The organism is Caballeronia glathei, assembly GCF_000698595.1.
GTDB classification, from domain to species: domain Bacteria; phylum Pseudomonadota; class Gammaproteobacteria; order Burkholderiales; family Burkholderiaceae; genus Caballeronia; species Caballeronia glathei.
In genome coordinates this window covers 1-23,389 of the sequence record NZ_JFHC01000073.1, presented here as the reverse complement: position 1 = coordinate 23,389, position 23,389 = coordinate 1, and the positions used below count along the sequence as shown (strand labels likewise).

At 64.4% G+C, this 23,389-nt stretch carries 21 protein-coding genes; 11 read left to right on the top strand and 10 right to left on the bottom strand.

The genetic code is table 11. The features are described from left to right. Positions 1 to 2: 2 nt before the first annotated feature. The 6 genes from otnC to BG61_RS31475 all read left to right on the top strand — a co-directional run bounded on the left by otnC (position 3) and on the right by BG61_RS31475 (position 7,006). Positions 3 to 659, top strand: a complete 657-nt coding sequence (gene otnC, locus BG61_RS31500; RefSeq protein WP_035937449.1) for a 3-oxo-tetronate 4-phosphate decarboxylase — start codon at positions 3 to 5, stop codon at positions 657 to 659. Positions 660 to 723: 64 nt separating this feature from the next. Continuing rightward, on the top strand, positions 724 to 2,061 hold the full coding sequence (locus BG61_RS31495; protein ID WP_035937399.1) for an MFS transporter: 1,338 nt from the start codon (positions 724 to 726) through the stop codon (positions 2,059 to 2,061). A 42-nt stretch (positions 2,062 to 2,103) separates the two neighbouring features. Then, a complete protein-coding gene (otnI, locus tag BG61_RS31490; protein ID WP_035937402.1) occupies positions 2,104 to 2,901 on the top strand; it encodes a 2-oxo-tetronate isomerase in 798 nt (265 codons plus the stop codon). A gap of 8 nt (positions 2,902 to 2,909) precedes the next feature. Then, positions 2,910 to 3,866: a D-erythronate dehydrogenase gene (gene denD, locus BG61_RS31485; protein ID WP_035937404.1), complete on the top strand. Its 957-nt coding sequence runs from the start codon at positions 2,910 to 2,912 to the stop codon at positions 3,864 to 3,866. A gap of 246 nt (positions 3,867 to 4,112) precedes the next feature. Further along, complete coding sequence (locus BG61_RS31480) at positions 4,113 to 5,192, top strand: DedA family protein/thiosulfate sulfurtransferase GlpE (protein ID WP_081868242.1); 1,080 nt, start codon at positions 4,113 to 4,115, stop codon at positions 5,190 to 5,192. 89 nt (positions 5,193 to 5,281) lie between these two features. Then, positions 5,282 to 7,006, top strand: coding sequence for an FAD-dependent oxidoreductase (locus tag BG61_RS31475; RefSeq protein ID WP_232256371.1), 1,725 nt, complete (start codon positions 5,282 to 5,284; stop codon positions 7,004 to 7,006). On the opposite strand, the gene BG61_RS43410 is transcribed toward BG61_RS31475, so the two are convergent. From BG61_RS43410 to BG61_RS31460, 3 genes are read right to left on the bottom strand one after another with little or no spacing between them, the layout of a single operon-like run. Then, on the bottom strand, positions 7,007 to 7,330 hold the full coding sequence (locus BG61_RS43410; RefSeq protein WP_169743329.1) for a VOC family protein: 324 nt from the start codon (positions 7,328 to 7,330) through the stop codon (positions 7,007 to 7,009). A gap of 30 nt (positions 7,331 to 7,360) precedes the next feature. After that, complete coding sequence (locus tag BG61_RS31465; protein WP_035937409.1) at positions 7,361 to 8,764, bottom strand: heavy metal sensor histidine kinase; 1,404 nt, start codon at positions 8,762 to 8,764, stop codon at positions 7,361 to 7,363. Next, positions 8,761 to 9,432, bottom strand: a complete 672-nt coding sequence (locus tag BG61_RS31460; RefSeq protein ID WP_035937412.1) for a heavy metal response regulator transcription factor — start codon at positions 9,430 to 9,432, stop codon at positions 8,761 to 8,763. The genes BG61_RS31465 and BG61_RS31460 overlap by 4 nt, the downstream gene beginning before the upstream one ends. A 276-nt stretch (positions 9,433 to 9,708) precedes the next feature. On the opposite strand from BG61_RS31460, the gene BG61_RS31455 reads away from it, so the two are divergent. The 3 genes from BG61_RS31455 to BG61_RS31445 are packed head-to-tail and all read left to right on the top strand — an operon-like array spanning position 9,709 to position 11,671. Beyond that, the gene (locus BG61_RS31455) at positions 9,709 to 10,230 is read left to right on the top strand and encodes a cytochrome b/b6 domain-containing protein (protein WP_370818096.1); all 522 of its coding nucleotides are present in this window, start codon (positions 9,709 to 9,711) and stop codon (positions 10,228 to 10,230) included. Between the two features lie 3 nt (positions 10,231 to 10,233). Continuing rightward, complete coding sequence (locus BG61_RS31450; protein WP_035937417.1) at positions 10,234 to 11,016, top strand: molybdopterin-dependent oxidoreductase; 783 nt, start codon at positions 10,234 to 10,236, stop codon at positions 11,014 to 11,016. Between the two features lie 40 nt (positions 11,017 to 11,056). Further along, positions 11,057 to 11,671, top strand: coding sequence for a hypothetical protein (locus BG61_RS31445; RefSeq protein ID WP_035937419.1), 615 nt, complete (start codon positions 11,057 to 11,059; stop codon positions 11,669 to 11,671). A 44-nt stretch (positions 11,672 to 11,715) separates the two neighbouring features. On the opposite strand, the gene BG61_RS31440 is transcribed toward BG61_RS31445, so the two are convergent. After that, on the bottom strand, positions 11,716 to 12,105 hold the full coding sequence (locus tag BG61_RS31440) for a tautomerase family protein (protein ID WP_035937421.1): 390 nt from the start codon (positions 12,103 to 12,105) through the stop codon (positions 11,716 to 11,718). A gap of 51 nt (positions 12,106 to 12,156) precedes the next feature. After that, a complete protein-coding gene (locus BG61_RS31435) occupies positions 12,157 to 12,573 on the bottom strand; it encodes a MarR family winged helix-turn-helix transcriptional regulator (protein WP_035937423.1) in 417 nt (138 codons plus the stop codon). 186 nt (positions 12,574 to 12,759) lie between these two features. On the opposite strand from BG61_RS31435, the gene BG61_RS31430 reads away from it, so the two are divergent. Continuing rightward, positions 12,760 to 14,202, top strand: a complete 1,443-nt coding sequence (locus BG61_RS31430) for an NAD-dependent succinate-semialdehyde dehydrogenase (protein ID WP_035937424.1) — start codon at positions 12,760 to 12,762, stop codon at positions 14,200 to 14,202. A 46-nt stretch (positions 14,203 to 14,248) separates the two neighbouring features. Here BG61_RS31430 and BG61_RS31425 read toward each other — a convergent pair whose 3' ends face one another. From BG61_RS31425 to mreB, 4 genes are all read right to left on the bottom strand, one after another. Then, positions 14,249 to 15,700 carry an aminotransferase-like domain-containing protein gene (locus BG61_RS31425; RefSeq protein WP_051672918.1) on the bottom strand — a complete coding sequence of 484 codons (1,452 nt, stop codon included), beginning with the start codon at positions 15,698 to 15,700 and terminating at the stop codon, positions 14,249 to 14,251. Positions 15,701 to 16,002: 302 nt separating this feature from the next. Then, positions 16,003 to 17,325: an oxalate/formate MFS antiporter gene (gene oxlT, locus BG61_RS31420; protein ID WP_035937427.1), complete on the bottom strand. Its 1,323-nt coding sequence runs from the start codon at positions 17,323 to 17,325 to the stop codon at positions 16,003 to 16,005. An 858-nt stretch (positions 17,326 to 18,183) separates the two neighbouring features. After that, complete coding sequence (locus tag BG61_RS31415; RefSeq protein WP_035937429.1) at positions 18,184 to 18,462, bottom strand: hypothetical protein; 279 nt, start codon at positions 18,460 to 18,462, stop codon at positions 18,184 to 18,186. Positions 18,463 to 18,677: 215 nt separating this feature from the next. Further along, on the bottom strand, positions 18,678 to 19,718 hold the full coding sequence (gene mreB, locus BG61_RS31410; RefSeq protein WP_035937431.1) for a rod shape-determining protein: 1,041 nt from the start codon (positions 19,716 to 19,718) through the stop codon (positions 18,678 to 18,680). A gap of 458 nt (positions 19,719 to 20,176) precedes the next feature. Between mreB and BG61_RS31405 the strand changes: the two genes are divergently transcribed. Next, positions 20,177 to 20,488: a DUF2917 domain-containing protein gene (locus tag BG61_RS31405; RefSeq protein ID WP_035937433.1), complete on the top strand. Its 312-nt coding sequence runs from the start codon at positions 20,177 to 20,179 to the stop codon at positions 20,486 to 20,488. A 94-nt stretch (positions 20,489 to 20,582) separates the two neighbouring features. Here BG61_RS31405 and acnA read toward each other — a convergent pair whose 3' ends face one another. Continuing rightward, the gene (gene acnA, locus BG61_RS31400; RefSeq protein WP_035937434.1) at positions 20,583 to 23,300 is read right to left on the bottom strand and encodes an aconitate hydratase AcnA; all 2,718 of its coding nucleotides are present in this window, start codon (positions 23,298 to 23,300) and stop codon (positions 20,583 to 20,585) included. Positions 23,301 to 23,389 lie beyond the last annotated feature (89 nt).

Here is a 23,389-nt window from a genome sequence, read left to right as displayed (position 1 = left end):
GCATGGCGAGCACGAACGAAAGCCGCATCCGCGAGGAAATCTGCGAGACGGGCGCGAGCCTCTACCAGCGCGGCTACACGGTCGGCAGCGCGGGCAACATCAGCGCGCGCCTCGCCGACGGCTGGCTCATCACGCCGACCGACGCCTGCCTCGGCCGCCTCGATCCGGCCGCGATCGCGAAAGTGGACACGGCGGGCAACCACGTCTCGGGCGGCCGGCCGTCGAAGACGCTCGCGCTGCACCGCAGGATCTACGAGAACAACGCCGACGCCCATGGCGTCGTCCACACGCATTCGACGCATCTCGTCGCGCTGACGCTCGCGGGCGTCTGGCGCGAGAACGACGTGCTGCCGCCGATCACGCCCTATTACGTGATGAAAGTCGGCCACGTTCCGCTCGTGCGCTACCGGCGCCCGGGTGACCCCGCGGTCGCCGAGGAAGTCGCGGCGCTCGCATCCAGCGTGCGAGGCGTTCTGCTCGAGCGGCTCGGGCCGGTCGTCTGGGAGCGATCGGTGTCGCAGGCTTCCTGGGCGCTGGAAGAGCTGGAAGAAACCGCGCGGCTGTGGCTCATGACCGCCGCGCACAACACGGCGCAACCCGAGCCGCTCACAGAAGCGGCCATCGAGGATCTGCGCGCAACCTTCAACGCGCGCTGGTAATACCGACCTGCGCAGCGCGGTGCATGCCACCGCGCTGCAAGCAATCCCATCTGGAGACAACGAAATGAGCCTTGAACAAGTGGTGCCGGGCGGCACCCGGGTAACTGCTGCCGATCTGCCGACGGCCGACGAAACGAAACGCACCTACGCCAAGGTTTTCTGGCGCATCGTGCCGTTCCTGATGCTGTGCTACGTGGTCGCCTATCTCGACCGCGTGAACGTCGGCTTCGCGAAGCTGCAGATGTCGCAGGACCTCGCGTTCAGCGAAACCGTGTTCGGCCTCGGCGCCGGCATCTTCTTCCTCGGCTATTTCCTGTTCGAGTTGCCGAGCAACATGCTGATGCACAAGATCGGTGCGCGCATCTGGATCGCGCGGATCATGATCACCTGGGGCATCCTTTCGGCGGCGTTCGTGTTCGTCAAGACGCCCACGCAGTTCTACGTGCTGCGCTTTCTGCTGGGTCTCGCCGAAGCGGGCTTCTATCCGGGCGTGATCCTCTACCTGACGTACTGGTTCCCGTCGCACCGGCGCGCGAAGATCGTCGCGGTGTTCATGTCGGCTATTCCGGTGTCGGGCATCTTCGGCAATCCGCTTTCCGGCTGGATCATGCAGTCGTTCGCGGGCCACAAGGGTTTCGCGGGCTGGCAGTGGATGTTCCTGATCGAAGCGATCCCCGCCGTGCTGGTCGGCATCGCGACCATCCTCTATCTCGATAACGGCATTCGCAGCGCGAAGTGGCTGACCGAGCGCGAAAAGCGCCTTCTGGAAGACGAAATCACCGCGCAGCCGCAGCACGCGGGCGACGGCAAGAAGCATTCGCTGCGCGCCGTGTTCGCCGATGCGCGCATGTGGTGGATGTCGCTGATCTACTTCGCGTTCGTGACCGGCCAGTACGGGCTCACGTTCTGGATGCCGACCTTCATCAAGTCGACCGGCGTGACCGGCGCGTTCAACATCGGCCTCCTGAGCGCGATTCCGTTCCTCGTCGCGATCGTGGTGATGAACGTGCTCGGCCACAGCGCGGACAAGCATCGCGAGCGCCGCTGGCACCTGATCGTGCCGGCGCTGGCGGCGGCGGTCGGCTTTTCGATCGCGGCGTCGTTCGCGGGCAACACGGTGGTGTCGATCATCGCGCTTTCGCTCGCCGCCGCCGGCGTGCTGACCTGCGCGCCGCTCTTCTGGTCGCTGCCGACAGCGTTCATGTCCGGCGCCGCCGCTGCCGCCGGCATCGCGATCATCAATTCGATCGGCAATCTCGCCGGTTTCGCGAGCCCGTATATGATCGGCTATCTGAAGGACCTGACCCACAGCACCGCGACCGGCATGTACGTGCTGGCCGGGATGCTCGTGATCGGTTCGATTGCCGTGTGGCTCACGCCCGCGAAGCTCGTGAACCGCTGATCCGAAGATCAACCGAGGCCGAATTCACAAGGAGTCGATGCAATGCCCCGCTTTGCCGCCAATCTCACGATGATGTACACCGAGCACGCGTTCCTCGACCGCTTCGCCGCCGCGGCGAAAGACGGCTTCAAGGGCGTCGAGTTCCTGTTTCCTTACGATTTCGCCGCCGCGGACATCAAGTCGCGGCTCGAAGCGAACGGGCTCACGCAGGCGCTGTTCAACGCGCCGCCCGGCGACTGGGCGGCGGGCGAACGCGGCATCGCGTCCCTGCCGGGGCGCGAGGAGGAGTTCCGCCGCGCGCTCGACCGCGCGCTGGAATACACCGCCGCGCTCGGCAACACGAAGCTGCACGTGATGGCCGGGCTGATCGCGCCGGAGCAATCGCGCGAAAAGCATCGCGCGGTGTATCTGAAGAACCTGGAAATCGCGGCGGGCGCGGCGAAGTCGGCGGGCGTGACGATCGTCATCGAGCCGATCAACACGCGCGACATTCCCGGCTTCTTCCTGAACCGCCAGGACGACGCCCAGGCGATCTGCGACGAAGTCGGCGCGCCGAATCTGCAGGTGCAGTTCGACTGCTATCACTGCCAGATCGTCGAAGGCGACCTCGCCGTGAAGCTCAAGCGCGACATGAAGCGGCCGAACGCGGGCATCGGGCACATCCAGATCGCGGGCGTGCCGGAGCGTCACGAGCCCGACATCGGCGAACTCAACTACCCGTATCTCTTCGAGCTGGTCGACTTGCTCGGCTATGAGGGCTGGATCGGCTGCGAATACCGCCCGCGCGCGGCGACCTCCGACGGCCTCGGCTGGCTCAAACCCTATTTGCAACGTGCCTGAACAAGATCATGAAAATTCTGATTACCGGCGGCGCCGGTTTCCTCGGACAGCGCCTCGCGCGCCGTCTCCTCGAACGCGGCGAGCTCGACGGCAAGCCGATCAGCGAGCTCGTGCTGCTCGACGTGGTGCGCGCCGCCGATTTCGGCGACAAGCGCGTGCGCGCGGAAACGGGCGACATCGCCGATCGCAGCGTGCTCGAGCGCGCGATCGACACCGACACGCAAGCCATCTTCCACCTCGCGGCGATCGTGAGCGGGCAGGCGGAAGCGGATTTCGAGCTCGGCATGCGCATCAACCTCGACGCGTCGCGCCTGCTGCTGGAAGTGTGCCGCGCGCGCGGCCACGCGCCGCGCGTGCTGTTCACCAGCTCGGTCGCGGTCTACGGCGGCACGCTGCCCGACGTCGTGCAGGACGACACCGCGCTCAATCCGCAATCGTCGTACGGAACGCAGAAGGCGATCGCGGAGCTGCTGCTTTCGGATTACGCGCGGCGCGGCTTCGTCGACGGCCGCGTGGTGCGCCTGCCGACCATCAGCGTGCGCCCGGGCAAGCCGAACGCGGCGGCTTCGTCGTTTGCGAGCGGCATCATTCGCGAGCCGCTCAACGGCGAGCGCGCCGTGTGCCCGGTCGACGGCGAAACGCGGCTCTGGCTGCTCTCGCCGAAAAGCGCGATCGAGGCCCTGATCGCGGGCTGCGAAATCGATCGCGCCGCGCTCGGCAACCGGCCGGTGGTCAATCTGCCGGGCCTCTCGGTGAGCGTGAACGAGATGGTCGCGGCGCTGCGCGAAGTGGCGGGCGAGGAAGCCGTCGCGCGCATCGACTGGCAGCGCGACGAGCGCGTCGAGAAGATCGTGGGCAGCTGGCCGGGCGCGTGGGACACGAAGCGCGCCGAGCAGCTCGGCCTGAAGGGCGACAAGACGTTCGCCGACGTGATCCGCGCCTACATCGCCGACGAGCGCGCCTGAAACGGCGCAGGAGCGCGCTTTCCGGGCGTGTTCCTTAAGTCCTGAATCCACACGGCGCCGCACCTCGCGGCGCCGGTCTTCGCGCGCGATGCAAGGTACCTTGCATCAATCCGCGCTACACTCATCTCTTTATTGTGACGAACGGCGGCGCGCACCGCGCGTGAATGGAGCCGCTCTATCGCGCACTTCGCCCACCCCCCTTTCGTCACCCGATCAACACCGCTACGCGCGCGGGAGAACTCCATGCTGCTGCATGAGCTTGTCGATCGCTTCGGCCCGGCGATCGTCTTCGTCAACGTGATGGGCGCGGCCCTCGGGCTGCCCGTGCCCGCGATGCCGACACTGATCGTCGTCGGCGCGTCGATCCAGGTGATGTCGCTGGGCGGTTCGAGCGTCTGGCTGCCGCTCCTTGGCGTGCTCGGCATGGCGGTGGTGGGCGGCGTGCTCGGCGATCTCGTGTGGTTCCAGGGCGGGCGGCGCTACGGCGACCGCACGCTCAAGACCATCTGCAAGCTGTCGCTCTCGCGCGATACCTGTGTCAAGAAGACCGAGCGCTTTTTCGGCCGCTGGGGCGTGCGCGTGCTGCTCGTCGCGAAATTCATTCCGGGGCTCTCGCTCGTTTCCGTGCCGCTCGCGGGCGCGATGGGCGTGCGCCTGCGCACCTTCGTGGCGCACGACGGCGTCGGTGTCGCGCTGTGGGCGGCGGTCGGGCTCTCGCTCGGCGTCACGTTCGCGGCGGAACTCGAACTGCTGTTCGCGCTGATCTCGCGGCTCGGCCGGCAGGCGGTGCTGGTGGTGGCGGTGGCGCTGGCGGCGTACGTCGCGTACCGCTGGTGGCGCCGCCGCATGCTGATGGCGACGCTGGAAAAGGCGCGCATCAGCGTCGACGAACTTTACGCGCTGATGAAGAACGAGCCGCTGCCGACGATCTTCGACATCCGTTCGCCGGAAAAGCGCATGCTCGATCCGTTCATCATCCCGGGGTCGGTGTCCGCCGACGAGCGCGAGCTGCAGAAGATCATCGAGAGCTACGACACGACGCGCAAGATCGTCATTTACTGCTCCTGCCCGAACGAAGTGTCGGCGGCGTGGATGGCGAAAACCCTGCGCACCGCGGGCTTCAAGGACGTCGTGCCGCTTACGGGCGGGCTCGACGCATGGCGGCTCGCCGGCTACGAGGTGTCGTCGGTCACCGAATTCGGCGAGAGCGGCGTCGCGCCGGAGGAACTCGGCGAAATGGCCGCGATGTGTCCGTGGCCGGTGAAGTCGTCGGTGGGTTCCGCGTCCCTGCAGGAAGCTGGTTTTCCACATGGAGATCGTGCATGAGTACAGGTATGAGTGCTGACCCGTCCCGCGAGATTCTTCCCGGCGTGGTGGCCTGGAGCCCGCGCGGGCCGTCGGAAGACCCCAACGTGATGCCGACCGGCGCCAGTTCGGCTCCGTCCAGCGAGGGCGAGGACGCTCCGTTCTCCCCGCTCGAAACCCGCGCTCACCAGATGTTTCCGAAACTGACGCATAGCGAGATCGAGCGCATGCGGCGCTTCGGCACGGTCGCGCACTGGAAGGCGGGCCAGGAGCTGTTCAGGATGGGCGAGTCCGGGCGCGGCATGGTCGTCGTGCTGAAGGGGCTCGTGCGGATCAACCGGCGCGATGCGCTCGGCAACGTGCATCTCATCATCGATCAGCCGCCCGGCCAGTTCCTTGCCGAAATCGCGCAGCTGTCGGGCAAGCCGTGTCTCGTCGACGGCTACGCGCTCGAAGACGTCGAAGGCATCGTGATTCCGCCGGAGCGCCTGCGGGCGCTGCTCGTCGCGGAAGCGGAACTCGGCGAGCGCATCATGCGCGCGCTGATCCTGAGGCGCGTCGGGCTGATCGAGAAGGGTAGCGGGCCGGTGCTGCTCGGGCAGTCGGACGACGGCAGGCTCGTGTCGCTGCAGGGTTTCCTGCGCCGCAACGGCTATCCGCATACCGTGATCGACGCCTGCACCGACCCCGATGCGATCGCGCTGCTCGAGCGCATTTCCGCGTCCACGACCGACTTTCCGCTCGTGATCTGCCCGGACGGCACCGTGCTGCGCGCGCCCAACGAAAACCAGGTGGCGTCGCAGCTCGGCTGGCTGCCGGAATTCGATCCGTCGCATATCTATGACGTCGCGATCGTCGGCGCGGGACCGGCGGGCCTCGCAACGGCGGTGTATGCGGCCTCGGAAGGGCTCTCGGTGGCGGTGTTCGACTGCCGCGCGCCCGGCGGGCAGGCGGGCGCCAGCTCGCGCATCGAGAACTATCTCGGCTTTCCGACCGGCATCTCGGGCCAGGCGCTCGCGGGCCGCGCGTTCGTGCAGGCGCAGAAATTCGGCGCGCACATCGCGATTCCGACCGAGATCAAGGCGCTGCACTGCGACCGCACGCCGATCCAGATCGAACTCGACGGCGGCGAGCGGGTGTCGTCGCACACGGTCGTGATCGCGAGCGGCGCGGCCTACCGGCGCCCGGCGATCGAGGGGCTCGACCGCTTCGAGGGGCACGGCACCTATTACTGGGCGTCGCCCGTGGAGGCGAAGCTCTGCAAGGGCTCGGAGGTGGTGCTCGTCGGCGGCGGCAATTCCGCGGGGCAGGGCGCGGTGTATCTCGCGTCCCATTGCGCGCACGTGCACATCCTGATTCGCGGCGCGAGCCTCGAATCGAGCATGTCGCGCTATCTCATCGACCGGCTCGCGTCGCTGCCCAATGTCACCCTGCATGCACGCACCGCGATCGCCTCGCTCGATGGCGACGACCGCGGCCTGACCACGGTCAACTGCGAGACGCCCGACGGTCCGCTCAGGCTGGACGTGCGGCATCTGTTTCTTTTCACCGGCGCCGAGCCGAACACGGCGTGGCTCGCCAACTGCAATGTGAACGTGGACAGCAAGGGCTTCGTGCTGACCGGTGCGGCCGCCCGCGAGGGTCACGAAGACGCGCTGCCGCTCGAGACGAGCGTGCCGGGCGTGTTCGCGATCGGCGACGTGCGCGCGGCATCGACCAAGCGCGTGGCGGCGGCGGTGGGCGAAGGCGCGGCCGTGGTCGCGCAGATTCACGGGCTGCTCGCGCTGCGGGAGGAAATGGCGCCGGAGTCGCGCTGCGCGGAGCTCCGTGTCTGATCAGCCGCGCGCGTGGCAGACAGCTTCCACGCGATTGCCCGCGGGATCGAGAAGAAAGGCGGCGTAGTAGTGCGGATGGTAGTCGGCGCGCAGGCCGGGCGCGCCGTCCGAGCGCCCGCCATGATCCAGGCCCGCCTGATGGAACGCGTCGACCTGTTCACGCGACGCCGCCTTGAAACACCAGTGCCGCCTGTTGCCGCCGATGATCCCCGCGTCCTCGTAGACCGCCAGATAGCTCGATGCCGTGTCCTCTGCGTCGCAGCGCTCGCCGTAGCCGAGCGCGCCGGGGATGTCGTAGACCTTCCTTGCGCCTAGCGCCTGCATGAGCGCGTCGTAGAACGGGCGGGCGGCGAGTCACGGGTTGGCAAAGCGTAGCGTGAATTCTATCCATCCGTCGCGCGTGCAGGTGGCCGATGCGTGGCCGCCGTGCAGCCGCATGATTGCCTGCACGATGGCGAGACCGAGGCCGCTCGATTCCGTGAACTCGCTGCGGGCAGCGTCGCCGCGATAGAAGCGGTCGAAGAGGCGCGGCAGTTCCGCCTGCGCGATGACCTCGCCCTGATTGCCGACCACGATGCTCGCGCCATCGGCATCCGCATGGCCCGAGAGGCGCACGACGGTGCCGGGCGCCGCGTACCGCACCGCGTTGACGACGACGTTGCTGATCGCGCGCCGGCACATGATTGCATTTGCAACCATCTCGCCGCTGGCGGTTACGTCGAAGGTGATCTGCCGTTCGTCCGCGATGCCTTCGAAATAGGTGCTTATCGTTTCCAGCTCCTCGTGGATGTCGAGACGCGTGCGCTCGATCTGCTGCGTTTCATGATCGGCCTGCGCGAGAAAGAGGATGTTCTGCGCAATGCGCCCGAGCCGCTCCAGCTCCTCCAGGTTCGATTCGAGCACGTTGCGATATTCGGCCTCGCTGCGCGTGTGCGCGAGCGTCACCTGCGTCTCGCCGATCAGCACGCCGATCGGCGTGCGCACTTCGTGCGCCAGGTCCGCGGAAAATTGCAGGAGGCGTTCGTAGCCGGTCGCGAGGCGGTCGAGCATCGCGTTGAACGATGCCGCGAGGCGCTGCAGTTCGGCGGGCGCCTGCGCGACGTCGAGCCGCGTCGACATCCGGCTCGGCGTGATTTCGGCGGCCTTGTCGGCCATCTTCGTGAGCGGCTGCAGGCCGCGGCTCGATACCCAGTACGCGAGCAGCACCGTCACCAGCACCGCGCCGATCACCGTGATCCACACGCGCAGCAGATACGATGCGAGCACGTGCGCTTCCTGCGTCATCACGTGCGCGGCGATGATCTCGACCAATTCTCCGCTCTCGCCGATCTGCGCCTGCGCCGCGACCCAGCGCATGCGCACGCCATCGGCGCGGGAGCCTTCGTAGAGCGCCTCCAGCGTGACCGGGCGCGTGACGGCCACCGCCTGGAGCGGCGGCAGCGGCATGTTCTCGGGATTGACGTTGATGAACGGAGCGACGCCCGTGTGGCGGAAGATGATGACGTCCTGCCGGTCGCCGAGCATCGTTTCGAACAGACGCGGCCGCGCTTCCAGCTCCTTGATCGTGTACATGTCGTGCAGGAGCGAACGGAAGTGCTCGACACGTCCTATCAGCTGATAGTCGGCGCGTGTGGAGAGCGCGCGATTGGTCGCATCGTACAGGGACGCCCCGACCATGCCGACCACGACGCAGACGATCAGCGCGAAGAGGCAGGTGATGCGAACGGCGAGCGAGCGCGACGGCCACGTCGCGCTCAAGGATTCTCTCCGAACGAGTAGCCGATGCTGCGCACCGTGTGGATGAGCTTGATCTCGAACGGCTGATCGACCTTCGCGCGCAGCCGCTTGATGGCGACATCGACCACGTTGGTGTCGCTGTCGAAATTCATGTCCCATACTTCCGATGCGATCAGCGTGCGCGACAGCGCCTCGCCCTGACGCTTGCAGAAGAGATGCAGCAGCGCAAATTCCTTGTTGGTGAGCGCGATATCGATACCCTGACGCGTCACCTTGCGGCGCAGGACGTCCACGTGCAGGTCCGCGATCTGGAACACATCCGACTCGCGCACCACGCCACGGCGCAGGAGCGTGCGGATGCGCAGCACCAGTTCGGTGAACGAGAACGGCTTGACGAGATAGTCGTCGGCGCCGAGTTCGAGGCCATGAATGCGGTCGGTCACGTGATCGCGGGCCGTGAGAAAAATGACAGGCAGGTCACGCTTTGCGCGCAACGCCGACATGATCTGCCAGCCGTCGATGCCGGGCAGCATGACGTCGAGCACGATCAGTTCGTAAGGATGCGCGAGCGCCTGATGCAGCCCGTCGTTGCCGTTGCGAACGAGATCGACCTGATAGCCCGACTCGGTGAGCCCTTTTTTCAGGTAGTCGCCGGTCTTGCGGTCGTCTTCGATAACGAGGATGGTCATGCCCGTGGCGATGAATGGAGTAAGGATATTTTAACGAGCGCGCGCAGGTGCCCCCCGAAAATGACAAAAAAGTCATAGAGCCGTCATGCGTGCATCAGAGGGCCGTCGCTAACATGCCTGCTGGAATCGAGATGCCGGCCCCGATGCGCTACACCCCCTTTCGCGCCGGCTGTTCAACGCATTGCAACACAGGGCGAGACGAACTTGAAGCAGCAGACCGTTCAGCCGGGCTGGGTCCGCGTGACCCACTGGATCAACGCGCTGGCCGTCGTCGTGATGGTGACGAGCGGCTGGCAGATCTACAATGCATCGCCGATTTTCAGCGCGCTCACGTTCCCTGCGGGCATCACGCTCGGCGGCTGGCTCGGCGGCGCGCTCCAGTGGCACTTCGCGGCGATGTGGCTGCTGGTCGCGAACTTCATCGCGTACGTGGTCCTCAATACGGCAACGGGGCGCTTTCACCGCAAGCTGTGGCCCGTCAGCGTAAAGAGCGTCGTCGCCGACGCGCTGGCTGCGCTGCGCGGCAAGCTGGGTCACGACGACCTGTCGCAATACAACGCGGTGCAGAAGTTCGCGTATCTCGCGGTGATCGCCGATCTCGTGATTGTCATCCTGTCGGGGCTTGCGGTCTGGAAATCTGTGCAGTTTCCGATGCTTCGCACGCTGATGGGCGGTTATGACTCCGCGCGCGTCGTGCACTTTTTCGCCATGAGCTTTCTGGTGGCTTTCTTCGTGCTGCACGTCGTGATGGTCGCGCTCGTGCCGCGTTCGCTGCTCTTGATGATTCGGGGACGTTGATTCATGTCGATCCGCAAGATTCTTACGGGCGTATCCGGCCTCGACGCGGCGTCGATCATCAAGGATGCGCAAAAGGAATTGAGGGCGCCCGCGCGGCGTCTTTTCGGCAAGCGCATTCTTACGCTCGGCGGCCTCGCGATGCTCTCGGGCTGCGACCTGACCAACGACAAGTCTGTCAACGCCATGCTGCGCAAGATGTCCTCGTTCAACGACGACGCGCAGGCGCTGCTCTTCGATCCGAACAAGCTCGCGCCGACCTATCCCGAGTCGATGATCACGCGGCCGTTTCCGTTCAACGCGTTCTATGACATCGACGAAGTGCCGGAGGTCGATCCGGCGACGTATCGTCTCCAGGTCGGCGGACTCGCCAGGGGCAAGCGTGTGTGGACGCTCGAAGAGCTTCGCGCCCTGCCGCAGGAAAGCCAGATTACGCGGCATATCTGCATCGAGGGCTGGAGCGCCATCGGCAAATGGGGCGGCGTGCGCTTCGCGGACTTTCTCGCCCGCTCGGGCGCGGACACGACGGCGAAGTACGTCGCCTTCCAGTGCGCCGACAACTACTCGACGAGCATCGACATGCCGACCGCGCTGCACGCGCAGACGCTCCTCACATTGACTTACGACGGCCAGGTGCTTCCGCCGAAGTACGGCTTTCCGATGAAGCTGCGCATGCCGACGAAGCTCGGCTACAAGAATCCGAAACACATCGTCTCAATCACCGTTACCAACCAATATCCCGGTGGTTACTGGGAGAACCAGGGCTATAACTGGTTCGGCGGATCATGAACCGGTTCGATTGTCTTACCGTTACTTCAATGGAGCTTCCATGTCATTTCGCATGAAATTCGGTGTTTCCGTCGCGACGCTCGTCGTCGCTTCCGCGGCGTTCGCGCAGACGCCCGCCGCCAAGCCCACGCGCATCCGCGGCGACATCGTCTCGCTCTCGGGCGACACGCTGACGGTCCACCGGCGTAGCGGCGACACGGTCAAGATCGACGTCAAGCAGGATGTGAAGGTGTCGGCGGTGAAGAACATCAAGCTGTCCGACATCAAGCCCGGCTCCTTCATCGGCACGGCAGCGACGACCGGCACCGACGGCAAGATGACGGCGACCGAAGTGGTGGTCTTCCCCGAGTCCGCGCGCGGCACGGGCGAAGGTCACTATGCATGGGACCTCGGCCCCAACAGCACGATGACGAATGCGAACGTGGATACGGTTGTCGAATCGACGAACGGGCGCGATCTGAAGCTTTCGTACAAGGGCGGCAGCAACTCGGTCGTCGTGCCGGAGAACGTGCCGATCGTCACTTTCCTGCCGGCCGCGCGCACCGATCTGACGGCGGGCAAGAAGGTGTTCGTCGTTGCGGCCCCCGGCAAGGACGGCGAGTATGCCGCGCAACGCATCGTGGTCGAGAAGGACGGCGTCGCTCCGCCGATGTAATGATCCGGCCCGCCCGACCCCCGGTCGGCGGGCTCTATTTCCGGTCAATGCTGGTACCGGTATTCCTGCGTGTAGCCGCCGTATCCGTACGATGCGGCCTTCACATCCTGCACATAGATGTAGCTCTCCTCGTGCAGGTTGCCGAGAATGCGCTCGAAGCCCGCGAACGCTTCCCTGATGTAGCGCGCCTTCTCGTCTTTCGTATTCGTTTCGTCGGTGATCTTGATGTCGAAGTAGAAGCTGTTCCTGTTCTGCTCGCTCAGAAGATGACCCCCGACCACCCAGCTGTCGTGCTCCACGAAATCGATGGCGATGGCCGTCACTTCGCGCTTCTTTCCCAGTATGCGGGTGGTCAGGTCGAGCAGCAGTTCGGAGATTTCGCGCGTCAGTTCGGGCGACTTCCTTGCGCTCACTTTTACGTTGAGGATAGGCATGATCGTTGCTCCGGAATTTAGTTAGCAATGCAACTATAAGAACAAAAAAAATCACTCGATACTGGAACGAACTCCTTTCATCTTCGATACAGCGTCGTCGAAGTGCCCGACGCCCAGCTTCTTCTTCAACCGCCTCGTCACTTCCGCGCTTGCGCCGTTGAGTGCGTCCTTCAGCGACTCGCCGAGCGCCGTGGCGTGAATGGCCGACTCCCGGCCGTCCCGCTCCGTGGACCAGCGCTCGATCAGGCCGAGCTTCTGCAAACCGTCGAGCGTGCGCGTGGCCGTGGGGCGCGAGATGGCAAGACCCGCCGCCAATTCGCTTTGCAGCAGGCCGGGCTTATCCAGTATCGCGCGCAGCAAAAATGCCTGCGACGGCGTAAGGCCGAAAGGCTTGAACGCCTTCGACCATTCACGCTCGAGCACGCGAGCCAGCGCGGTAGTGTTGAAGTAGAGGCAGTGATCGAACATGAAGGCAGCTTAGCTTAAACAAGTTCGCTATGCAACTATCAGGCGATGAAATTCTCACGGCGGGTTCATTGCGCGGTGATCGCAGGCCCGGCAGACTTGCCGTGTTCGCGTTACCATCGATGGTCGCGCACGCGGGCCACGCCCTGCGATTCCCCGCGCCAAAGCCCACCCCGAAAGGAGACTTGCATGAGCAGCACACAATCCGCCTATCCCGACACACAGCTCTTTATCGACGGCGCATGGCGCGCAGGCACGCGCGACACCGCCGTGATCAACCCTGCCAATGAAGCGCAGATCGGACGACTCGCGCTTGCAGGCGAGGCGGAGCTCGCTCAGGCCGCCGACGCCGCCGCGCGCGGCTTCAGCGCGTGGCGCAAGGTGTCCGCGTTCGAGCGCAGCAAGCTCATGCGCCGCGCCGCGCAGATCCTGCGTGATCGCACCGAGCAGATCGCCGCGATCATGACGATGGAGCAGGGCAAGCCGCTTGCGGAAGCGCGCATCGAAACGCTCGCCGCCGCCGACATTATCGACTGGTTCGCCGAGGAAGCGCGCCGCACGTATGGCCGCGTGATTCCGTCGCGCGCGGACGCGGTTCGCCAGATCGTCACGCGCGAGCCGGTCGGACCCGTCGCCGCCTTCACGCCGTGGAATTTCCCGATCAATCAGGCGGTGCGCAAGGTGTCGGCCGCGCTGGCCGCGGGCTGCTCCGTCGTCCTGAAGGGACCGGAGGAAACGCCCGCAAGCTGCGCCGCGCTGGTGCAGGCGTATGTCGACGCCGGGCTGCCCGCGGGCGTGCTCAATCTCGTGTTCGGCGTGCCGGCGGATGTGTCGAAGTATCTGATCTCGCACCCGACGATCCGCAAGATTTCGTTCACCGGCTCGACCGCCGTCGGCAAGCTTCTCGCGTCGCTCGCGGGCGAGCACATGAAGCGCGCGACGATGGAACTCGGCGGCCATGCGCCCGCACTCGTCTTCGCGGACAGCGACGTGCCGCGCGCGGCGAAGCTGCTTGCGGCGGCGAAGTTCCGCAATGCCGGGCAGGTCTGCATTTCGCCGACGCGCTTTCTCGTCGAGGAGTCCGCTTACGAAGAGTTTACGCAGCACTTCGTCGCGACGGCGCGCGCGATCAAGGTCGGCAACGGGCTCGAAGACGGCGTGCAGATGGGCGCGCTCGCCAACGGCCGCCGTCTGGAAGCGATGGAGCGGCTCGTCGCCGATGCGCGCGAGCACGGCGCGAAGGTGCTGACGGGCGGCGAGCGCGTGGGCCGCGAAGGCTTCTTCTTCGCGCCGACGGTGCTCGTGGACGTGCCGCTGAGCGCGCGCATCATGACCGAGGAGCCGTTCGGCCCGATCGCGCCGATTTCGACGTTCAAGTCCTACGATGAGGCGATCGCCGAGGCGAATCGCCTGCCGTACGGCCTCGCAGCGTATGCCTACACGCGTTCGGGGGCGACGTCGGCGGCGGTGTCGAACGATATCGAGAGCGGCATGGTTTCGATCAATCACCACGGTCTCTCGCTGCCCGAAACGCCGTTTGGCGGCGTGAAGGATTCGGGCTATGGCTCGGAAGGCGGCAGCGAAGCGATGGAGCCGTATCTCGTCACCAAGTTCGTGACGGAACATCGCTGATCGAAGGAGGCGCGCGATGAGGCATCGAGCCGCATCGCGCCATCGGTCATGCCCCGGCCGGGATCTTCAACGGTTCGGCGCCGGGCGCGTCGTCCGTTCCGCGCGCGCCCATGTGCTCGAAGAACCGCGTCGCGCGCCGGTCGCCGGTATATGCCGAATTGATGCGCACCCACGGGCAGGTTTCGCCGTTCGGCCGGTAGTAGTTGCCCGGCGCGAGCGTGATGCCGAACTTCAGCGCTTCCTCCACGAGCACAGCTGAATCGTCGATGCCCGGCACCTTCGCCCACACGAAGTTGCCGCCGCTCGGCTCGCCGAACACATCCCAGCCGCATGCTTCCAGTTGCTGCGCGGCGCCCGAGAGCGCGTCGCGCACGCGACGGCGCAGGCGTTCCAGATACTTCCGGTACGTGCCCCGCTCGAGCAGGTTCGCCGCGACGGCTTCGCTGAAACGCGAGCCGCCGAGGCTCGTCAGCACCTTCACATCGACGAGATTCTTCACCAGGCTTTTGCTCGCCGCGAGATAGCCGATCCTGAGCGAGGACGATAGCGTCTTCGACAGACCGCCGATATAAATCACGCGATCGAGCTGGTCGAGCGACGCGAGCCGCTGCGTCGGCACGGCCTGGAAGTCGGCGTAGATGTCATCCTCGACGATGGAGAAGCCGTGTTGTTGAGCGAGCTGGAGCAGCCGGAAGGCGACTTGCGGCGCGACATTCGTGGCCGTCGGATTCTGGAAGACGGTGTTGATGAAAAAGAGCTTCGGCTGGTGGCGCTTGAGCAGTTCTTCGGCGGCATCGATGTCCGGGCCGGTCACGAGACGCGGCACGCCGACGAGCCGCACGCCCTGAAGCTTCAAGAGGCCGAAGAGATTGTAATAGCCCGGGTCCTCGACGAACACCGTGTCGCCCGCCTTCAGCATGAACCGTATGACGAGATCGAGCGCCTGGCTCGCGCCATGCGTGATCATCACGTGCTGGAGATCGGCGTCGATGTCGAGGTGATGAAGGCGCAACTGGACCTGGTGGCGCAGGCTGGTGTCCCCGTACGGCATCGCATAGTCGATTACGCTGCTCACGTCCATCCGCGACGCATGGCGGATCGCCTGCGTGATGCCGTCGACGTCGCGCCACGACTCGGGAACGAAACCGCTCGAGAGCTTCAGCGTCTCGCCAGGGTAGTTGAACTGCTGCAGGATCTGGCTCGATTCTTCCTCGGCAAGCCTGGGGTCGCAGCCGCCGGGGCGGCGATCCTCATCGTCGATATGGCTGGCGACGTAGAACCCCGAACCGTGCTTCGGCTGGATCAGGCCGCGCGAGGCTAGGCGGTCGTAGGCCTCGATCACGGGGAAGCGGCTGATGTGCTGGTCCGCGGCGAGTTGCCGGATCGACGGCAGCTTCGCGCCTGCGAGCACGCGGCGCGAGCGGATCTGCGACTCGATCTGCGTGACCAGCTGATCGGTCAGCGGCACGCCGGTCTGCGCATCGATTTCGAGTTTCATGGCGTGAATCGTAAGAAGAGTTCTGCCGCACGCGCAAACAGTACCGGACGAACTGTTCGCTACTGTGCGCTCGCTCCATTCGATCGCATGTCAATATTGTCGTCAAGCCATATGAAAGCCCGTGAAAGCCGTCGCTTGCCTGTTGGAATCACGAGATCAGGTGAGGCGCCGTCAGGCGACCCTTTTGCAGATGCGCTTCGTCTTGTTTGCTGCAAAGCGTGCGCCGACACGCAAGACAAAAAAAGGCGAGCTTCCGAAGAAGCCCGCCCGGGTTGTTGCCGGACCGCTTGCTTTAGTGCGGATCAGGCACCGGCATGCGCACCGCTGGCGGCGGCCGTTTCCTTTGCAAAGAGGCTCCTGGAAGTCGCGACGTGACTCGCGAGCACCGGACGCAGGACCATGATCGCAAGGAAGGCCGCGGTCAGGTCCATCGCGGCGACGGTGTACAGGACCGTCGACCAGGTTCCGGTTGCCTCCATCATCAGGTTGCCGACCGGGACGAACAGCGCACCGATACCCTTGGCGGTGTAGAGAACACCGTAGATCTTGCCGATGTGCTTCGTGCCGAACGCATCGCCGGCCAGAGCCGAGAACAGCGAGTAGACTTCGCCCCAGGCCAGGAACACGACCCCCGAAAGGATCAGGAACGCATACGGATTGGTGCCGAAATAGCCGAGTGCGATGATGCCGATCCCTTCGAGCGTGAAGGCGATGACCATGGTCTTCTCACGACCGATGTTGTCCGAGATCCAGCCGAACAGCGGACGCGAGATGCCGTTCATGACGCGATCGAGCATCAGGGCGAGCGGCAGGGCAGCCATCACGAAGAAGTGCAGGTCGACCTGGAATTCCTTCACGCCCAGATCCTTTGCAATGACGCCGAGCTGGGCCACGGCCATCATGCCCCCGGTGACGACCAGCACGAACATCACAAGCATCAGCCAGAACAGCTTCGTGTTCAACGCTTCCTTGAGCGTGTAGTCACGCGTGGCCTGAACCAGCTTCTTCGATGCCTTGACCTCATGGGACCGCGGCGAGCGCAGGAACCACGCAGCGACGAAGGCGAGACAACCTTGCAGGAGGCCGAAGAAGAGAAAGGTTTGCTGAAAGCCCGACGACTCGATCATGGCCGCAATGGGCAGGATCGTGGCCGCAGAACCCGCACCGTAACCACCGGCGGTGAGGCCCACCGCAAGGCCGCGGCGATCCGGGAACCACTTGAGCGCGTTGTTGATGCAGGTCGCATAGATGGAACCCACGCCGATGCCGCCAACGGCTGCACCGATATAGAAGCCCATGAGAGAGGTGGCCTGCGCATTGATGCACCAGGACGCCCCGATGAACAGGGCGCCAAAGGCGACCATCAGGCGAGGGCCGAACTTGTCGATGAAGTAGCCTTCGATCGGCGCAAGCCAGGTCTGGACGAGCACGAAGACCGTAAAGGCAATCTGGATCTTTGCGCGTGGCCAGCCGTAGGTTTCCTGGATTTCAGGGACGAACAGGGTCCATGCGTACTGGATATTCGCGGTGGCGATCATGCAGATGACGCCGACGACAAGCTGTATCCAGCGCGTTTTGTCAGAGGCAGGGAGATTCGGGAGAAGCGCCGCCGATGAATTATTCATTGGGCGCTCCTTTAATCGATTGTGCATTCGTACCCGATGGTGCGCACGGATACGCGGGCGCGCTGCGCGCAAGCTTGGCGGTGGCCTCTAGCATTTAAGTTCTCCTAAATCATTGATCTCGATGTTCTCGTGGCACGGTCGCTCACGAAACGGGAAAAACCGTACGCTTACCCTTCGGCATATCGGTTTGCAAAGGGCGTGAAGCGAGCGTTGCCGAACTAGCCTGGCCGCGGCGCACCTACCTGGCGATTTGTTTCCATCACTGTCTCCTTGGCATTTGCTGCCTTTTAATCGGACGCCGGATTGACGTCTTTCTCCTCGCCGATCTCAAAATGTCGAGTGGCAATGGGATACACAATATGTGATATATCTTGTAAGTCAAGTGAAAGAAACGGCAGGGTTTTCACCAGATCGGGTTAGTACTGAAAGAAAATTGAAAGATGTGTTGATATGAGCTTCGCAAGTTGCGCAGGCAAAAAAAAAGCCCGCAGGCAAGCCTGGCGGGCTGAGGCATGGTGCGTGACAGGCGGTCCGCAACACGTAACTGCAGTTATAGATGGAAGCTAAACGTAATGTAAAGATATTTTGTTATTTATTTGAAAGGAACCCGGCACATCGGTACGTCATTGCGGCGAACCTGAACCCTGCGCACTTCGGATCCGAGGTCGCGCGGACGCGCGCCGTCCTCCGAACTCCGGATCACCAGCGACGAGGGTCGCAGGTTCGACCGGCATGGCAGACAGGTGCACGCGGCCGGCAGGTGTGTCGACGTGAATCGCAAGCACCCACGCGTGACGAACAAAAAAAAGAAGGCGCGGCATCGGCCGCGCCTTCCTTCTTCTCCTCGAGCGGGCCGCTTTACTGCGGCTGGCCCTTGTCGTTGGTGCCGAGCGCCGATGCCGCCTTCGCCGCCGACGCCCCCTTCAGATGCGCCGCCTTGTTCTCCTGATGCAGCGTCGTGCCGCCGGTGCCCTTCTTGTGCTTCACGTGCGGTCCCGATGCCGCCATGCCGGAATCGGGGCCTTGCGGCTTGCCGCCCACGCTCGCGGAACCGCCGCCGCCCGACTGCGCAAAAGCCGGTACCGAAAGTGCAAAAGCCAACATGCCAACCACTGCAAACCTGTTCGATCGTTTCATCGGAAACTCCTTTTTGTTAGCGGTCTATGGCCGTCGAAACGACACATCGGGGTAGAAGAAAAGCGACCTCTCCTCTTTTGTCGTGACGCTCCCTCTTTCGCCTGCCTCGTCGTGCGACGCTTGCGCGCCGTATCGATCTGCACGACCTCTCCTCAACGCCCGACGTCCCCCCGTCGTTGACAGCATTCCGGAAGGCTTTCGTGATCGCCGCGAAATCACTCGAAGGCGTAGGGGCCGAGCGTATCGATGGCGATGCCGGTGCCGCGCACGACGCAGGTCATCGGGTTCGCCGCCACCAGCACGCGCAGGCCGGTTTCGTTGGCAAGACGCTGGTCGATGCCGCGCAGGAGCGCGCCGCCACCCGTCAGCACGATGCCCCGGTCGGCGATGTCCGCCGCCAGTTCCGGCGGCGTGTTCTCGAGCGCGCCCTTCAGCAGCGACACGATCTGGTTCAGCGGGTCCTTCAGTGCCTCGAAGATCTCGTGGCTCGAAATGCCCAGCGTGCGCGGAATGCCTTCCAGCAGATTGCGCCCGATGATGTCCAGGCGGATTTCGCGCCCGTCGGACACCGCGCAGCCGATGTCCTGCTTGAGCCGCTCGGCCGTGTGCTCGCCGATCAGGAGACCGTGCGTGCGCCGCATGTAGCTGATGATGGCGTTGTCGAAGGCGTCGCCGCCCACTCGCGCCGACGTCTTGTGCGCGACGCTGCCAAACGCGACGACGCCAATCTCCGTCGTCCCCGCACCGATATCCACGACGACCGTGCCGAGCCCGTCGCGCGTGGAGAGCCCGGCGCCGAGCGCGGCGGCGATCGGCTTTTCGAGCAGCGTCACATGAGCTGCGCCGGCTGCGTGCACGGCCTCGCGGATCGCGTGGCGCTCGACCTGGGTCGCGCTGCTCGCGACGCTGACCGTGACGCGCGGCGAACTCGGCACGGCGCGCGCGGCTCGCGCCGTGCCGATGAATTGCCGGATCATCCGCTGGGTTTCCGCGAAATGCGCGATGACGCCGCCTTTGATCGGCCGGACGCCTTCGATGTGACCGGGCAGGCGTCCCAGCATGCGTTTCGCCTCGGCGCCGACGGATTGCGGCGCGTCCGCCTTCCGCTGTGTCTGACCGGGCTGGCCGATGCAGATCACCGACGCCTCATTGAGCACGACCCCTTTGTCGCGGACGTGGATGCGCGTGTTGGCGGTGCCGACGTCGAGCGCAATGTCCGGGTGGAAGAATTGCCGAAATCGCTGAGTCAGTGCCATGAAATTTTTCTAATTGGAGTTGAGCGGCGTCGAGACCGCCGGCCATGCCGGAGCGTTCACGCCGCGCGACGCGCTCCCGAGCCTGAAACGTTTGCGCGAACGGGCGCTTCCTGCGCCGGCCGTGGACGCACGGCTGACCGCGTCATCGGCGTGACACAAATTCAAAACGGGTTAACGGACGTCCTTCGGGAAACTTGAGGCCAAAGGTACAACCGGGCGATTCGCGGCCTTGTCGGTCAGTGACGCGCCGGTTCGAGCCAGGGAATTGAAAGTGTTTGCCGCATTTGACAGAACAGTTTGGTCAAACTGTTCACAAGTGTGCATTCAATTTGTCGGCGGCTTTCTCAATAATGATCTCAATGGTTCGCGACTCTCTCGACTGCCCGCCGCGGCTGTCACAGGAAACTTCGATGTTACGGGCCAGTGAAGCGTCCCATGGCGCACACAGGAGCAGACAAATGCGTGAAATCCGGACTTTTGAACTCGATCGGCACGACGTTCCGACAGGCTGGTTTATCGACCGTCCGCAGACCCTCAAGGTCACGCACGGGCAGATCTGGCTGACCGTCGAGGGCGAAACGGGTGACATCTGGCTGCGGGCGGGCGAGTCCGTCGAATTGCAGCCCTATTCGACCATCTGGGTGAGCGCGGCGCAGGATGGCGGCCGCTTTTCGATGGCGTCGGTCTCGGCGCCGCGCAAGCTCTGGGTCGAGCGCGTGATCGCGTGGTTTGCCCGTCGTCCGTCGGGTCCCCGGGTCCTGGCGTCGTAGCCGGAGCAATCGGCGGAAAAAAAACCCGGCCGCGGCCGGGTTCAATGTTCCCGCGCTCTTGCCGAGCGCGGTCACCTGCAAAGCTTCGTCGAATTTACGCTGCCAGAAGCGAGCGCAGCACGAACGGCAGAATCCCGCCGTGCTTGTAGTAATCGACTTCGATCGGGGTATCGATACGCAGCAGCACCGCTACGCGCTGCTCGCTGCCGTCCTTGCGGCGGATCACGAGCGTCACTTCCTGCTGCGGCTTGATGTTGTCGGAGAGCCCTTCGACGTCGAACGTATCTTCGCCCGTGATGTTCAGCGACTGAACGCTGTCCGCGCCCTTGAACTGCAGCGGCAGCACGCCCATGCCGACCAGGTTCGAGCGGTGAATCCGCTCGAAGCTACGCGCGACCACGACCTTCACGCCGAGCAGTTGCGTGCCCTTCGCCGCCCAGTCGCGCGACGAACCCGTGCCGTACTCCTCACCCGCGAAGACGACAGTCGGCGTGCCTGCGTCGATGTACTTCATCGCCGCGTCGTAGATCGACAGCTGTTCGCCGCTCGGCTGGTGGATTGTCAGGCCGCCTTCCACGCGCGTGCCATCCGCCTTCACCGGGATCATCAGGTTCTTGATCCGGACGTTGGCGAACGTGCCGCGCATCATCACGTCGTGGTTGCCGCGGCGCGAGCCGTAGCTGTTGAAGTCGGCCTTCTGCACGCCGTTCGCCTTCAGCCACTTGCCGGCCGGCGAGTCTTCCTTGATCGAGCCAGCCGGGCTGATGTGGTCGGTCGTGACCGAGTCGCCGAAGATGCCGAGCGGACGCGCATTCTTCACGGCCGGGATGCTGTCGGCCGGCTGCATCGCGAAGTCCGAGCCGAAGAACGGCGGTTCGGCGATGTACGTCGACTTCGGCCAGTCGTACACCTGACCCGATTCACCCGCGATCTTGCTCCACAGGTCACCGTCCTTCGTGAGCTGCGAGTAGTTCTTGCGGAACGCGTCGGCGTCGAGCGCGAACTTGAGGAGCGCGTGCACTTCCTCGCTCGTCGGCCAGATGTCGCCGAGATAGATATCGCGGCCTTCCTTGCCCTTGCCGACCGGCTCGGTCATGAGGTCGCGCGTGATGTTGCCCGCGATCGCATAGGCGACGACGAGCGGCGGCGACGCCAGGAAGTTCGCGCGGATGTTCGGGTGAATGCGCGCTTCGAAGTTGCGGTTGCCCGACAACACGGCCGCCGCGACGATGTCGTTCTTCGTGATTGCTTCGTTCAGTTCCGGCGTGAGGTCGCCCGCGTTGCCGATGCAGGTCGTGCAGCCGTAGGCCGCGAGCGTGAAGCCGAGCTGGTCGAGGTAGGGCAGAAGGCCGGTCTTCGTCAGGTACTCGGTCACGATGCGCGATCCCGGCGCAAGCGACGTCTTGATGTGCGGCGCCACCGTCAGGCCCGCCTCGACGGCCTTCTTCGCCAGCAGGCCGGCCGCGAGCAGCACGCTCGGGTTCGACGTGTTCGTGCAGGACGTGATTGCCGCGATCAGGATGTCGCCGTTCTTCACGTTGACGCCGTTGGTCGTCGTGTATTGCGCGTCCAGATCCGCCTGCTTCTTCGCGAAGCCGTTTTCACCGACCGGCTTCGAGAACAGGTCCGTGAAGGTGCTCTTCACGTTGCCGATCTCGATGCGGTCCTGCGGACGCTTCGGGCCGGCAAGCGACGGCGCCACGGTGCCGAGGTCGAGCACGAGCGTCTTCGTGAAGTCGATATCGCCGGCCTTCGGAACGCCGAACAGGTTCTGCGCCTTGAAGTAGTTTTCGAACGCCGAGATTTCGGCTTCGGTGCGGCCCGTGCCGCGGAAATAATCGATGGTCTTTTCGTCGACCGGGAAGAAGCCCATCGTCGCGCCGTATTCCGGCGCCATGTTGCCGATCGTCGCGCGGTCCGGCAGCGAGAGCGAGGCCGTGCCTTCACCGAAGAACTCGACGAACTTGCCGACGACCTTCTCCTTGCGCAGCAGTTCGGTCACGGTCAGCACGAGATCGGTGGCCGTCACGCCTTCGCGCAGCTTGCCCTTCAGTTCGACGCCCACGACGTCGGGCGTGAGGAAGTACACCGGCTGGCCGAGCATGCCGGCCTCCGCTTCGATGCCGCCCACGCCCCAGCCCACCACGCCGATGCCGTTGATCATCGTCGTGTGGCTGTCCGTGCCGACGAGCGTGTCCGGGTAGTACAGGGTGTCGCCGTTGTCGGCCTTCTTGTGCACGCCGCGCGCGAGGTACTCCAGGTTCACCTGGTGCACGATGCCGACGCCCGGCGGCACGACCTTGAACGTGTCGAATGCCTGCATGCCCCACTTCATGAACTGATAGCGCTCGTTGTTGCGCTGGAATTCCAGTTTCATGTTCAGATCGAGCGCGTTCGGCTCGCGGAAGTGATCGATCTGCACCGAGTGGTCGACGACCAGATCGACCGGCACGAGCGGCTCGATCGCCTTCGGATCCTTGCCCGCGCGCTTCGCCACACCGCGCATCGCGGCGATGTCGGCGAGCAGCGGCACGCCCGTGAAGTCCTGCAGCACCACGCGTGCGACGACGAACGGGATTTCGTCGGTACGCGCGGCGCTCGGCTTCCAGTTCGCGAGTTGCTGAATGTGCTCCTCGGCGATCTTCTTGCCGTCGTAGTTGCGCAGCACCGATTCCAGCACGAGGCGGATCGACACCGGCAGGCGTTCGATCTTGACGTTCAGCGCGCGGCCGAGTTGTGGCAGCGAGTAGAACTTGCCTTTGCCGGAGCCGCTTTCGAATTCCTTGAGCGTTTTGTGGAGATTGTGGGCCATGACTTTTTTCCGTGGGTATTAAACGAGAAAATACCTGTGCAACGTTTCTGATTCGATTGACTAGATCACGTACAGATCGACGTATTCAT